Source organism: Pseudochrobactrum kiredjianiae (assembly GCF_030362795.1).
GTDB classification, from domain to species: Bacteria; Pseudomonadota; Alphaproteobacteria; order Rhizobiales; family Rhizobiaceae; genus Pseudochrobactrum; species Pseudochrobactrum kiredjianiae.
This window is the reverse complement of the sequence record NZ_JAUCBM010000001.1, coordinates 1,141,863-1,153,476: the sequence shown is the minus strand read 5'-3', so window position 1 is coordinate 1,153,476 and position 11,614 is coordinate 1,141,863. Positions and strand designations below refer to the sequence as shown.

The 11,614-nt window shown below is 52.1% G+C and carries 9 protein-coding genes; 2 read left to right on the top strand and 7 right to left on the bottom strand.

Annotated elements, in window-relative coordinates:
* The first annotated feature begins 135 nt into the window (after nt 1-135).
* Nucleotides 136-516, top strand: a complete 381-nt coding sequence (locus tag QUF18_RS05070; RefSeq protein WP_289385821.1) for a hypothetical protein — start codon at nt 136-138, stop codon at nt 514-516.
* Nucleotides 517-538: 22 nt separating this feature from the next.
* Here the strand turns inward: QUF18_RS05070 and QUF18_RS05065 are convergent, their stop codons facing one another.
* Together QUF18_RS05065 and ppdK are read right to left on the bottom strand one after the other, a co-directional pair.
* Nucleotides 539-1,417, bottom strand: coding sequence for a polysaccharide deacetylase family protein (locus tag QUF18_RS05065; protein ID WP_289385819.1), 879 nt, complete (start codon nt 1,415-1,417; stop codon nt 539-541).
* A 97-nt stretch (nt 1,418-1,514) separates the two neighbouring features.
* Nucleotides 1,515-4,181, bottom strand: a complete 2,667-nt coding sequence (gene ppdK / locus QUF18_RS05060) for a pyruvate, phosphate dikinase (protein ID WP_289385816.1) — start codon at nt 4,179-4,181, stop codon at nt 1,515-1,517.
* A 439-nt stretch (nt 4,182-4,620) separates the two neighbouring features.
* Between ppdK and QUF18_RS05055 the strand changes: the two genes are divergently transcribed.
* Nucleotides 4,621-4,965 carry a VOC family protein gene (locus QUF18_RS05055; RefSeq protein ID WP_289385814.1) on the top strand — a complete coding sequence of 115 codons (345 nt, stop codon included), beginning with the start codon at nt 4,621-4,623 and terminating at the stop codon, nt 4,963-4,965.
* Nucleotides 4,966-4,999: 34 nt separating this feature from the next.
* Here the strand turns inward: QUF18_RS05055 and QUF18_RS05050 are convergent, their stop codons facing one another.
* From QUF18_RS05050 to QUF18_RS05030, 5 genes are all read right to left on the bottom strand, one after another.
* Nucleotides 5,000-5,638, bottom strand: coding sequence for a chloramphenicol phosphotransferase CPT family protein (locus QUF18_RS05050; protein WP_289385812.1), 639 nt, complete (start codon nt 5,636-5,638; stop codon nt 5,000-5,002).
* A gap of 19 nt (nt 5,639-5,657) precedes the next feature.
* On the bottom strand, nt 5,658-9,122 hold the full coding sequence (gene smc / locus QUF18_RS05045; protein WP_289385810.1) for a chromosome segregation protein SMC: 3,465 nt from the start codon (nt 9,120-9,122) through the stop codon (nt 5,658-5,660).
* A gap of 147 nt (nt 9,123-9,269) precedes the next feature.
* Nucleotides 9,270-9,932 (bottom strand): DsbA family protein, encoded by a 663-nt coding sequence (locus QUF18_RS05040; RefSeq protein WP_289385808.1) that lies wholly within the window; start codon nt 9,930-9,932, stop codon nt 9,270-9,272.
* 247 nt (nt 9,933-10,179) lie between these two features.
* Entirely contained in the window at nt 10,180-10,689 is a 510-nt protein-coding gene (locus tag QUF18_RS05035; RefSeq protein ID WP_289385806.1) for a DUF721 domain-containing protein, read from the bottom strand.
* A gap of 43 nt (nt 10,690-10,732) precedes the next feature.
* Nucleotides 10,733-11,500 (bottom strand): glycosyltransferase family 25 protein, encoded by a 768-nt coding sequence (locus QUF18_RS05030; RefSeq protein ID WP_289385805.1) that lies wholly within the window; start codon nt 11,498-11,500, stop codon nt 10,733-10,735.
* Nucleotides 11,501-11,614: the final 114 nt, after the last annotated feature.

Below are 11,614 nucleotides of genomic sequence, written 5' to 3'. Positions count from 1 at the left end.
AACGATAGATAAAAGGGAAACATTTTTATTTATCATGATATTATCACAAACCACCAAAATGAAATTGCATTGGGCTCTTAAGCTGGCATCATCGGCTTAAGCGTTACGACAATTATACACCGGAGAAGCCCATAGATGAGGCAGACGCCCTCTTCCCCGTCAGATAATATGATAGCCGCATCTGAGGAGAGTGCGTCACTGGAAGCTGTTGAGGTCGAATTTGCGCTGGGAGCGCAGGATGTTCTGACCGACGGTTTTGACTTATCATTAGCGAAAGCTGCCGACATTGTCGGCGGTGAAGTCCTGTTTAATATGCCAGCGCTTGATACAACCAATGCGCAGCGCATCGGAGCTATTCTTGTGCCTTCAGGCAATCAGGAGCAGGTGGTTTTTGTCACACTGCTCAATGATGGCCTGACACTGTCGCACGAACCGCTCTCAGGCAATAATGTGCTGTTTGAGAGTCTCGGCCGCAATTATGCAGCCGTGATGGGCAAGCTCAAAAACGACTTCTGAGTCCCCCGCACAAACAAATTCATCACTCAGCTGGAGCTGTTACAGTTTCAGGCTGAGTTGCTTTTGTGCTTATTTTTGAAGGCGTTTTATTACTTTTCTGCAATATAGATTCATGATGTGGCATTGTTTCGCTCACAACATTCGGTGCAGCACGGGCAGGCATGTCTTTCAGCAATTGAAACTGCACACCCTTTTTCTTCAGCGCGATAATGCCCTCAGCAACACCGGCACCGGAGGCCCGTTTCGGCTGGTTAATGTGAGAGATGATCACATCACCGTCTTTGGCATAGGATATCCGCCTTGCAACCGTTGCCGCTGGCAATGAAGCGCCCCGATCACCATTCAGCGAATAGCCGGCAATCTTATAGCCCATGCCTTCAATCTGACGCACCGCATCGGTGGAATAACGGGCTGTTGCATCGCGATACCATTGCGGCTGCGTTCCGAAAGTTTCAGTGATCTTATCCGCGCCGCCTTTCACTTCAGCCTCAATCGCAGCCGGTGTTCCGGCTGTCGGAATACCATACATGGTCTTGAGCACTGTAATGGCAGGCACGTGTTCTGCCCCGTGATTCTCAATCGCAAACAAATCCGGATGCGCTTTGAGCACTTCAATCGCCGCCTGATTACGGCGCAACCAGCGTGCGGTCACAAATAAGGTTGCCGGAATTTTCTCCTGCACCAGCACATCAAGAATGCGGTGATCAATATCGCCGGAGCAGGCATCAAGCGTCAGCGCCACCTGTATCGGATTTGATTGTCCCGCCAGATTAAGCTGCGGCTCGATAATCAGATGCCGCTGTGAAATTTTGGGCGAGAGCAACGCCTCATCTGCGGCAAAAGCTGCAGTTACACCAATAGTCAGGCTCAGACCCAGAAGCAAAGATTTCAAAACAGGCATTGTACACCGGCTCATAATTGAAGAATAATCTGAACAGCAGAAACCACAAATGCGCCGGATATTGAATCCGGCGCATTTCTCTTGAATTTTAGTATGGCTATTTAGTGGCTGCAATGGCTGCCTGCGCCGCAGCCAGTCGTGCAATCGGCACGCGGAAAGGCGAGCAGGACACATAATCCAGACCGGTCTTTTCATAGAAGCCGATCGATGCCGGATCACCGCCATGCTCACCGCAAACGCCGAGCTTGATATCCGCCCGCTGTTTGCGACCACGCTCAGCTGCCAGCTGCACTAGTTCACCCACACCATCGAAATCCACCGTCACAAACGGATCCTGTTCGATAATGCCCAGCGCCTGATATTGGGTCAGGAAGGATGAAGCATCATCACGCGAGACACCAAAGGTGGTCTGTGTCAGGTCATTGGTGCCGAAGGAGAAGAATTCGGCAGTCTCTGCCAGTTCCCCTGCCCGCAACGCGGCACGCGGCAGCTCAATCATGGTACCAACCATATAATCGACCTGCACACCGCTTTCAGCGATGATCTGTGCCGCAACCTTATCAATCCGCGCCTTCACAAAATCCAACTCGGCTTTGATACCAACCAGCGGTACCATGATTTCCGGAATAACCGCTTCGCCAGTTATCTTAGCTGCTGCAATCGCTGCTTCTATAATCGCGCGGGTCTGCATTTCCGCAATTTCCGGATAGGAAATCGCCAGGCGGCAACCACGATGGCCGAGCATCGGGTTGAACTCATGCAGGCTCTCTGCCCGTTCACGCAGCTTATCCGCATCAACGCCCATCACATTGGCGACTTCGGCGATTTCTGAAGCAGTCTTTGGCAGGAATTCATGCAATGGCGGATCAAGCAGACGAATGGTAACCGGCAGCCCCTGCATGATTTCAAACAATTCGGTAAAATCATCACGCTGCATCGGCAGGAGTTTATCCAGCGCTACACGGCGGCCTTTTTCATCCGATGCCAAAATCATCTCACGCATTGCGAGAATGCGCGGGCCTTCAAAGAACATATGTTCTGTGCGGCACAGACCAATACCTTCCGCGCCGAAAGAACGTGCTGCACGGGCATCAGCCGGTGTTTCCGCATTGGTGCGTACTTTCATGCGGCGGGCTTCATCAGCCCAAACCATCAGCTTGCCAAAATCACCGGAAAGCTCAGGCTGCTGCATAGCAACTGTGCCTTTCAGCACCTGACCGCTACCGCCATCAATGGTGATGATGTCGCCTTTTTTGAAGGTGCCACCAGCTGTCAGCATTGTGCCGTTGCGGTAATCAATACGCAGCGTCCCCGCGCCGGAAACACACGGCTTGCCCATACCACGGGCAACAACCGCCGCATGGCTGGTCATACCACCGCGCGAGGTCAAAATACCTTCCGAGGCATGCATACCGTGAATATCTTCAGGGCTGGTTTCAATACGCACCAGAATAGCCTTGCGGCCTTCGGATTTCAGCTGTTCCGCATCTTCCGAGGTGAAAACGATCTCACCGGTTGCAGCACCCGGAGACGCAGGCAGGCCGATACCAACGACATGACGTTCTGCTCTCGGATCAATGGTCGGATGCAACAGCTGATCCAGCGATGCCGGATCAATACGGTTCACCGCTTCATGTTTGCCGATCAGGCCTTCTTCAACCATTTCCACGGCCATTTTCAGCGCGGCTTTGGCTGTCCGCTTGCCCGAACGGGTTTGCAGCATCCAGAGCTTGCCGCGCTCGATAGTGAATTCCAGATCCTGCATATCGCGGTAATGCTGCTCCAGACGATCAGCAATTTTCAGGAATTCAGCAAAAGCTTCCGGCATGATTTTCTCAAGCGAAGGACGCTCGGAACCGGCCTCAATGCGGGCTTCTTCGGTAATGTTCTGTGGTGTGCGGATACCGGCCACCACATCCTCACCCTGTGCATTGACGAGGAACTCGCCATAGAGCTTGCGCTCACCGGTTGAAGGGTTACGGGTAAAGGCCACACCGGTTGCCGATGTATCACCCATATTACCGAATACCATGGCCTGCACATTGACCGCAGTACCCCAGTTTTCCGGAATATTATGCAAGCGGCGATAGGTAATCGCGCGGGCATTCATCCATGAGGAAAACACGGCAGAAATCGCGCCCCAAAGCTGCGCTTCCGGCTCTTGCGGGAAAGGCTCGCCCAGTTCTTCTTCAACTTTGGCTTTGTATTGGTCGATCACACCGCGCCAGTCATCGGCGGTCAGATCAGTATCAACATCCAGATCAAGGCTGGCTTTGGCATCATCGAGAATTTCTTCAAAGAAGGAATGGTCAACGCCCAGCACCACATCAGAATACATCTGGATGAAACGACGGTAGCTGTCATAGGCAAAACGCTCGTCTTTGGCCTCGGCTGCAATTGCCGCAACGGTCGCATCATTAAGACCGAGATTAAGAACGGTATCCATCATACCCGGCATGGATGCACGGGAACCGGAACGCACAGACACCAGCAGCGGACGCTCCGCATCGCCCAAACGGCGACCGGTGAGCGCTGCAATATTTTCCAGCGCTTGCATAACCTGATTTTTAAGAATTTCAGGATAGGAACGGTCATGGTCGTAATAATAGGTGCAGACATCGGTGGTAATGGTAAAGCCCGGCGGCACCGGCAATCCGAGACTGCTCATTTCAGCAAGGTTCGCACCTTTGCCGCCCAGAAGATTACGATCACTTGCAGCGCCATCAGCTTTGCCGTCACCGAAGTGATATACCCACTTGTCCATTCCGTCCTCCTGATCATGACCGGTCACAGGCAGATGATAGCCGATACCGGATACACGCATCCTGCTTAAGCGATAGCTCGGAAGCGGGCTACTGAAAAATGCAGAAAACCGGTAACAAAGCGCAACGTAACGCCGGTATATTTGTTTAAATCGATTTTGCAGAATTTGATTTCAGTCTATTATCCGGCATAATGAATGTTTCGCAGAAGATAAAAGCGATTTCATCTGCATTTCCGCAACTTAACGGAATCAGTTGATAGTTTGATTCCGCTTGCGCCAATCTGATCTCCCACCGGCTTGACCGGCCAGAATTACCAACCTTACAGCGGTTCCAGTTAAGACTGAATCGTTGGAACCGCTGTAATTATTTGTTCTTACGCATTATCCAACGCAAAACCGCTTCGCACTTTTGCTGGAAATGCTATATATTGAGGCTATCATGCGTAAAACCGGAAAACTCGATTATCTTGAAATGCCTGCCGGTACGAGCGGCTTAAACGAAGTCAAAGCATTTTATAGCAGCGCTTTTGGCTGGAAGTTTATTGATTACGGCCCCGATTATGCTGCCCATTCTGAAGGCTTGGATGGCGGTTTTTATCAGGGTGACGAGGCAAAAAATGCCAAGCCGCTGCCGGTGCTCTACTCTGACAATCTGGAACAGACACTGATTGATGTTGAAAAAGCCGGCGGCACAATCGTCAAACCAATTTTCAGCTTCCCCGGTGGCCGCCGTTTTCATTTCACCGACCCGTCCGGCAATGAACTGGCCGTATGGAGTGAATAGAGCGGTTTCCACTTTTGGCTCGCAAATGCTTTAATTACAATTCCTCCAGACGTTGAAACGCTGACTGGCCTTCAAAATCAACAAGCCTTTGCCGGATCATTTCGGCACAGGCCTGTGCGCTATTGAAGGATGTATCAACTTCCAGATCATAGATGCCGTGACGATGCACGGCCTCTTGCCAAAGCTTTACCGGCAAAGGGATAGCAGCATCCGGCGTACCGGTTACATATTCACCCTCACGCCCTGCCTGTCCGGCATTGCGCCGTTGCATAATCACTTCAAGTGAACAATGCACGCCGACAAACAGCACGGGCAAACCATGTAAACGGCGAGCGCATTGCGGCAAGATATTTTGCGGTACGGAATAGGCATCATGATGGCCGACATCAACAACAACGTTCAAACCCAACCTGCTATGCGCTGCGATCGTCTCATAGAGTGCCGCATAAAATACCGGAATACAGGTTTCAATATCCGGCCTCGCCGCATCGGGTCGTAACCCGATAGCCGGACGCAAATTTTCCGGCACAATATCGCGGACATAGAGATCAACACCCAGATTGACCCATATGCCTGTAAAACTCTGCTGGATGGCTTTCGCAATCGTGGATTTTCCGGCGCGTGGCGCACCGTTTAAAATAATAATCTGTCCCGCCTGATGATGAGATTCCATAAGCCCCTCTTCAATGAAATCAGACAGCCTCACGCATAGCAGAAGCCGTTTGCAGATCAACAGAAACCAACTGGCTCACGCCCTGCTCGCCCATAGTCACGCCAAACAAACGATCCATACGCGCCATGGTAATCGGATTGTGTGTGATGATGACAAAGCGCGTTTTTGTTGACGCAGCCATTTCATCCATCAGATTACAATAGCGCTCCACATTGTGATCGTCGAGCGGTGCATCCACCTCGTCCAGCACACAGATTGGCGCCGGATTGGTGAGGAACACAGCAAAGATCAGCGCCATTGCCGTCAGAGCCTGCTCGCCGCCGGACAGCAATGTCATGGTCTGCGGCTTCTTGCCCGGAGGGCGTGCCAGAATTTCCAGCCCCGCATCAAGCGGGTCTTCGGATTCAATCAATTGCAACTCTGCCGTACCGCCGCCAAAAAGATGCGTAAACAGACGCTGGAACTGCTCATTGACCACATCAAACGCAGCCAGAAGACGCTCACGCCCTTCTTTGTTCAGGCTCTGAATAGCCTGACGCAGTTTTTTGATCGCTTCAATAACATCTTCGCGCTCGTTAATGATCGCATCCTGCCGGTCGGACAATTCACGCTGTTCTTCTTCGGCACGCAAATTCACTGCGCCGAGGCGTTCGCGCTCAATCTTCAAGCGGTCAAGCTGGCGATCGGTCTGATCCATATCCGGTAGCGGATCACCGGTATTGAGTCCCGTGTGACGGAAGGCTTCATGCGGCGCACAATTCAGTACTTCGACAATACGTGCTTCTGTATCTTTGCGGCGCTCTTCTGCTGCGGCCAGACGCTCTTCTGCACGCGCACGCATTTCCCGCGATGAGGCCAGCTCCTGAATAGCCAGTGTCGCACGCTTGTCCAGCTTGGCCTGTTCGGTTTCAGCAATACTCAAGCGGTCGGACGTTTCCTTGCGCTGCGTATCCGCATCTTCTACAGCACTTTGCAACTCACGGCGGCGCTCTTCAATATCTGCCGGTGCTTCTGCCAGATCTTCCGCTTCATCACCGGTTTCATCTCTGCGTTCTGTCAGTGCTGTTATCTGTCTGCGGGCATTTTCCGCCCGCGACTGCCAGCTTTTACGCTCATGGACAATCATTTCCAGCCGACGCAAACGGTTTTCTGCATCGCGGCGCAGATTATCGTGCGCTGCACGGGCTTCTGTCATCGCGGCACGATCAGCCATGACCTGCGTGGTCAAACTGGTGAGTTGCAGGTTCAATGCAGCCAGATCCGGCAGATCATCAAGCCTGATCTGCGCCTCTTCCAACTGAATGGTGTTTTCTTCCAGACTATCGCTGAGGCGGGTCTTCGCCTCATCCAATGCGGCACGCTTGCTGGACAATTGTCCGGCAACACGCTCGGCCTCAGCCAAGGTATCCCGCGCCTGTGCCAGTTCACGCTGTGCGGCACGCCAATGATCGCGCAGGCTGCGCTCACGCTCAACTGCCTCGCGCAAAGCCGCCTCAGCCTGACGCAAAGCCGTTTCTGCCAGCATTACACGATTACGTGCAGTGACAGCGGCGGCTTCAAGTTCTGCCAAACGGTTCTTCTGTGCCAGTCGCTGTGCAGCGGCAGTCGGCGCATCGGAACGCGCCGTAAAACCATCCCAGCGCCAGACGCTGCCTTCACGGCTCACCAAACGCTGACCGCTTTGCAATTGTGTCTGAAGATTTGCGCCTTCACTGTCGTCCACCAGACCAATCTGAGACAAACGTGCCTGCAATGCCGGAGGCGCATCAACCACAGTACTGAGCGGTACCGCCCCTTGCGGCAGCTGACCAAAATCGCGATTATTCTGGCCTTCAATATCCGTCCAGAAAACCGGTGCCTGCGGATTAACCGGTGCTTCGAGATCATCCCCCAAAGCAGCACCAAGCGCAGTCTCATAGCCCTTTTTCACCTGCATCTGCTCAACAACAGCAATATAGGTGGACGACTGGCCACTATTGAGAATGCTAGCCAGAGTGCGGGCTTCGGTTTCAATCCGGTTCAGTTCTTCCCGCGCTTGGATCAATGGCTGGCGGTGGCCGGTTTCAGCTTCCCGCGCTTGCTCTACCATTTCCTCGCAAGCTAGTGCCTGTTCTTCCGCAGCCTGCACCGCCTCTTCAGCCAGCGCTACTCTGGCGGCTTTTTCTTCTGTGCCGGCCAGAAGCTTCAGCTGGTTTTCCAGCGCAGCAATATCCTGTTCAACGGTACGCAACTGCGCGGAGAGCTTCTCACTACGCTCGGCAATATCACGCACCAAGCGTTCACTCTGCGTGCGCTCTGCCGCAGCTTCCGCACGAACCGAGGTAATTTGTGCCAGTTCGGCTTCATGCCCCTGCAGTTGCTCTTGTGCGGCAGACAATAATTCTTCCGCTTCAATCGCACGGTCGCCGGAAGCCTCATTCTGCTCACGCAGATCTTGTTCTTCTTCGTCCAGACGCTCAAGCACAGCAGCATGTTCCTGCAACATCTGCTCTTCACGGGCGATATCAGAACTCAGTTGTTCAAGCCGCTTTAACAGCTCGGAACGGCGCTGGGTCAGACGCGCCGCTTCTTCATCGAGCTGTGAAACGGCAATGGTCAAACGCTGCAAGGCTGCGGCGGCAGATGCCTGCTGATCGCGCAATTCCGGCAAATGTTGCGCAGCAATGGCCTGTTCCTTGGCTGCAATCATCTGTGCCTGCGCCATCGCGCCAACATGGGATGTTGCTGTGGACAACGCAGTTTGAGCCTCTCCCTCATGGGCTTTGGCCTGCGACCAGCGCAGATGCAGCAAAATTGCTTCAGCCGCACGAATATCAGCCGATAGCGAGCGGAAGCGATTGGCCTGACGGGACTGACGCTTCAGACTTTCAATCTGCGTGCCAAGCTCGCCAACAACATCTTCCAGCCGCTCAAGATTGGTTTCAGCAGCACGCAGCCGCAATTCGGCTTCATGACGGCGCGAATGCAAACCGGAAATACCGGCAGCCTCTTCCAGCAGCGCACGCCGTGCCTGTGGTTTGGCCTGAATCAACTCACCAATACGTCCCTGCCCGACCATAGACGGTGAGCGCGCACCGGTAGACTGGTCGGCAAACAGCAGCTGTACATCTTTGGCACGGACTTCTTTGCCATTGATGCGATAAACGGAACCTGATTCACGCTCAATCCTGCGTGAGACCTGCAACTCATCAACATTATTGTAGGATGGCGGCGCAGACCGGTCGCTATTGTCGAGAAACAATGTGACTTCCGCACTGTTACGTGCAGGGCGCGTGCCGGAACCGGAAAAAATAACATCGTCCATGCCGGAAGCGCGCATGTTTTTATAGGAATTTTCTCCCATAACCCAGCGCAATGCTTCAACGAGATTGGACTTGCCGCAACCATTCGGCCCGACGACACCGGTCAATCCGCCTTCAATAACGAATTCCATCGGCTCGACGAAAGATTTAAATCCGAGAAGGCGCAGCTTGGTAAAACGCATTAGCCAGCACTCCGCTCAAAGCTCTGCAAAGCCGAATGCGGTACAAAAAAACGACTAAAGAATAATTTGAGGGTAAACACGAAAAGCGTAGAATATGACAATGCAGCGGACACGTCCAAGCGCCCGCTGCATAAAAATGCATCAGGATCAGAGCATAGAGTCGATAACTGCCGACATCTGTTCAACCGAAAGAGCCCCGGAATATTTCTTGCCATTGATAAAGAAGGTAGGCGTTGCATTCACACCGAACTCAGCGCCACGTTCACGAACAGCATTCACATCATCGAGAAGCTGCTGGTTCGTCAAGCAGGCATTGAATGTCTCCTGTGTAAAACCGGCCAATTTCGAGATTTGCAGCAATGCAGCCTGTGCATCATCGGCCGCAGCCCACTGCATCTGCTGTTTGAACAGCACATCAACCATCGGGAAATAACGGTCATCCGGCGCACAACGTGCCAGCATGAAAGCAGCTGTTGCACGCGGATCAAACGGGAATTCGCGGAAAATCAGACGGACTTTGCCGGTCTTGATGTATTTTTCTTCAATTACTGGCAACGTATTCACAGCGAATGTCGCGCAATGTGAGCAGGTCATTGAAGCATATTCAACGATTGTTACCGGCGCATCGGCCTGACCCAGAACCTTATCTTCAAGCGAGCCTTTTTCAAGCAGCTTCGCCATATCAACGGTGCCGTCTGATTTCGGAACACCGGACTGTGCCATAGCACTTCCAGCCGCAGAGACTGACAATGCCGCAGTTGCAAGTGCTGCACTACCCAGGAGCTGTCTGCGGTTCAGTTGAGATATCATACGAATCACCCGTTTATTCACGTTGCTATAGAGTTTCGATAATAGAGCAAAATGCCCGAATTTTGTCAGGCAGCTTAAGAGTTTTTAATAAACAGTGCGTCTACAGAGACTTAACGTGCAATGATTAGCTCTTGAACACCGTTATTACAGCATAATTCCTTAAACTTGAATCAGTTTAAGTTAAAATTATGCTGAAAATATAAAGTGTTAGAGCGAGTTTTGTGCGCCCAAATGGGCGCACGGCGCTCTAACGTGGCTTTTTATTGGCCTTCTCTGCGAGAATATTGCGGCCAAGCTGCATCAGTGAAGCCCGCAAAGCCTCGTCTTCAATACCATTTGTCGCCTGTGCGAGCTTCTTCTCGGCAGGCGCACCCACCGGCATTAGCGGTTTGACTTTGCGTTGCGCAACAGGCGCTACAGATTTTTGCTCAATACGAATACGGGCAATGGCCGCAAAGCCCAGAAAAGAATTTACACGGTTGATGATCTCGCCGGTGGAATGCTGGATACGCATCGCCGCCATGCCTTCACAACCGATAACCAGCGTTGCAGGTTGGAACGGATCATCCTCATGGGCGCGACGCGGCCAGACGATCCGCAACGGGCGCGATTGCGCACCAATCTGCGGCCCGACAACATCTTCCCACGCCTGTATCAGCGAAAGATTAATACCGGCGCGTTTACGCAAAACAGGATCGAGCACACTACCGGCCGTATCTGCCAGCGGTTTAAAACCCGATTTTTCCTCTCTGCTCATTTTATTCCTTTAAACGCTGAAAACAGCATAATCACATTGCCTGTTATCTATGGCGAAGATTAGCCTTTTTAAAACTATAAAACATCCGGTACAGATAGTCTTTAACGCGGAAAAACAAAGTGCTGATGCGCTTATAAGTCGGAAGCTTGGCTTTTGAATAGCTGTTCGCGCCTTCCGAAATTGTGGAAGCGCTCTCATTGGGATTGCTCACCACAGCCTTGCTGGCAGTGAAGAAATTATAAGAGCCTGTCCAGCCACGCTCCAGTGCCACATCATAAGGCAGATGCATAATCTGCAAGGCTTGCAAGAGTTTCGCAGCGCCTTCTTTCGACACAATATAAGCACCGGCATTACCAAGCGGCCCGTGCGTTGTACGCCCGATAGCCACGCCTACCGTCAATTGCTCAACAGGCCGAAAGCCGACCAGACGATTATGAATGAGTTTGATTACATCCCAGCCCTGCAAGGTCATTGCAGCCTCAACCACGGGCAAGAATTCATCTGAAAAACGAATATCATCTTCAATGACAACGCCGCCGACGGCATCACCATCAGCGATAATTTGCAGCGCCTTCATATGGCTGAGATAGCAACCGATCTCCGCAGCAGAAGCGATTTTTCCGTGATCTCTGCGAAATCCCGCATCATCAAAATTCTTTTTATCTTCAGGCCGAAGTAATTTTCCGTCAACAGCAGGCACACGCTGAACCGCCACACCAGCTTCCTGCGCATGCGCCAACAAACTCTCCCACCGATCCTTGGAACGATCAAGATTAAGAGCATAAACGGGAAAACTTTGTTTGTTCAGCAATATCAAGCCCTGCAATAAAGCATGTCTGGCTCAAATTTATTCATTTGAGCTACCGCGAACATGCGATAATTAAAACAATCCAGAGCCAGCACTATAAGTTTCATTAAATGCGAC